Source organism: Polaromonas sp. P1_E1_2, assembly GCF_056406035.1.
Genome location: NZ_JBFUAZ010000668.1, coordinates 1 through 2228 on the forward strand (window position 1 = coordinate 1; position 2228 = coordinate 2228).

Annotated in this window: 2 protein-coding genes; both read right to left on the bottom strand. The window is 62.4% G+C overall.

The genetic code is table 11. The features are described 5' to 3' along the window. Window positions 1–187: 187 nt before the first annotated feature. Window positions 188–1246, bottom strand: coding sequence for a pirin family protein (locus AC1D1P_RS21480; RefSeq protein ID WP_477674369.1), 1059 nt, complete (start codon window positions 1244–1246; stop codon window positions 188–190). Window positions 1247–1450: 204 nt separating this feature from the next. Continuing rightward, a complete protein-coding gene (locus tag AC1D1P_RS21485) occupies window positions 1451–2212 on the bottom strand; it encodes an ABC transporter permease (RefSeq protein ID WP_457281963.1) in 762 nt (253 codons plus the stop codon). Between the last annotated feature and the right edge of the window lie 16 nt (window positions 2213–2228).

The following is a 2228-nucleotide window of genomic DNA, read 5'->3' on the forward strand; positions in this document are numbered from 1 at the left end:
GTGTTGGCGGGAGTGTAGGCGTCTGCTGCCGCACCCCACAGGCGGCGTTTGCGAAACCCGATATTGCCTGGGGGTACTGCGGGGAGGTTGACTGGTAATGCCGGAGTTATGCGAAAAGTGCCCCGGAGCAGCTAAGAACAAGCGCGGGCAGCTATTAAAAATATAGCAGCGAGGTGCTGCTCGGCCGTCAGTCGCCCGTCGGCCGCTCTTCGCGTCCGCCCGGGTGCCGCGCAAAGCGCGCCGGCTCCCGCCCATGCACCGGCGCGTCATCGCCAAACGACCAGCCGCCAAACTGCGTGCGCTGGTAGTCCGCCATGGTTTGCGCGATTTCGGCTTGCGTGTTCATGACAAACGGGCCGTACTGCACCACCGGCTCACCAATGGGCTTGCCTTGCAGCATCAGGAATTCGGCCTCCTCGCTGCCGTTGATGATCTCTGCGTCCACGCCGGCCCGCAGCTCGATGGCGCTGTCCACACTCACCGCCTGACCGCCCAGCGTCGCCGACTGCCCCTTGAAAAAATAGAGCTGGCGCCGCGTGCCTTCGCCCGTTGCGGCGGGCAGCGTCCAGCGGGCGCCGGGCACCATGCGAATCGTCCAGATCGCCACGTCGGCCTCGGCCTGCGAGGCCCACGAATCCGGCGGCGGCGCCAGCGGCGCGGTTTGGGTATTTTGAATACGGCCGGCAATCACGGCCACTTCGGTGCCGCGCCCTTCGGCATCCTTGATGTCCAGGCGCGGAATGTCCTGCGACCAGAACATGGTGAAATGCGGCTCGCTCATCTTGCCGGCCGCCGGCAGGTTCAGCCAGATCTGGAACAGCTCCAGTGGATTGGGATTTTGCTGGTCCAGCAAAGGGAACATCTCGGAATGGACCACGCCCTTGCCGGCCGTCAGCCACTGCACGTCGCCGCGGCCAAAGCGCGCTGTCGCGCCCAGGGAGTCGGAATGGTCGATCAGTCCCTTGCGCACTATGGTCACGGTTTCAAAGCCGCGATGCGGGTGCGCGGGAAAGCCCGGCACCGTGCTGCCGTGGTACATGTTCCAGCCGTCCTTGCGGGCAAAGTCCTGGCCGATGTTGCGCCCCGCGAATGAAGCATCCGGGCCCATCTGCGCATTGCCTTTGGGATAGGCGTCGTCGTGATACACGCAAAAGAGGAACGGGTCGAGCGTTGCCMACGGAAAGCCGAGTGGCTTGATCTGGAGGACGGGATGAGTGGTGGGGCTTGCGGCGAGGTCGGCAGGCATGAGGAGGCCTTTCTGGCGTGAAACTTTCAAAGAACACATATGAGGTTGGCCGCTGTCCTTTCAAGTTGCGCCGCCAACCCATGCGGCGGGCCTGGCCTCGGAGATTTAAGGGAAATATGCCTGTAGCCCTTATGTGGTGAGCGCAAGCAGCTATAAAATCAATAGCATTTGCAGGACGCTCTCCACCAGCCGCCTGCCCCTTCCTCAGGCCTTCAGTTTCCAGCCCGTGCGGAAGATCCACCACACCGCGCCGAGGCACAGCCCCAGAAAGCCCATGATGGCCGCCACGCTGATGCCTACGTTGACATCGGCCACCCCGTAAAAACTCCAGCGAAATCCGCTGATCAGGTAGACCACCGGGTTGAACAGGGCGACCTTCTGCCACAGCGGAGGCAGCATGTTGATCGAATAAAACGCGCCACCGAGGAAAGTCAGCGGCGTCACCACCATCAGCGGCACAATCTGCAGCTTCTGGAAGTTGTCGGCCCACAGCCCGATGATGAAACCGAACAGGCTGAAGGTCAGCGCGGTCAGCAGCAGGAAGCACAGCATCCAGAAAGGGTGCGCGATCTCATAAGGCACGAAGAGGCGCGCCGTTGCCAGAATCAGTAGCCCCAGCATGACGGATTTGCTCGCCGCGGCGCCCACATAGCCCATCACCACCTCCATCGATGACACCGGCGCCGACAGCAGCTCGTAAATTGTCCCCGACCATTTCGGCATGTAGATGCCGAAGGCGGCGTTCGAGATGCTCTCGTTGAGCAGCGACAGCATGACGAGGCCGGGAATGATGAAGGCACCGTAGCGGATGCCGTCGATGTCTCCCATGCGTGAACCGATGGCCGCCCCGAACACCACGAAGTACAGCGAGGTCGAGATCACCGGCGAGGCGATGGATTGCATCAGCGTGCGGAAGGTGCGCGCCATTTCAAAGCGGTAAATAGCGCGGATGGCGTGCCAGTTCATGCGGCCTCCTTCTGGG

Excerpts from the sequence above, each read along its gene's own strand:
- AC1D1P_RS21485 (WP_457281963.1), bottom strand. The coding sequence starts at position 2,212 with ATGAACTGGCACGCCATCCGCGCTATTTACCGCTTTGAAATGGCGCGC.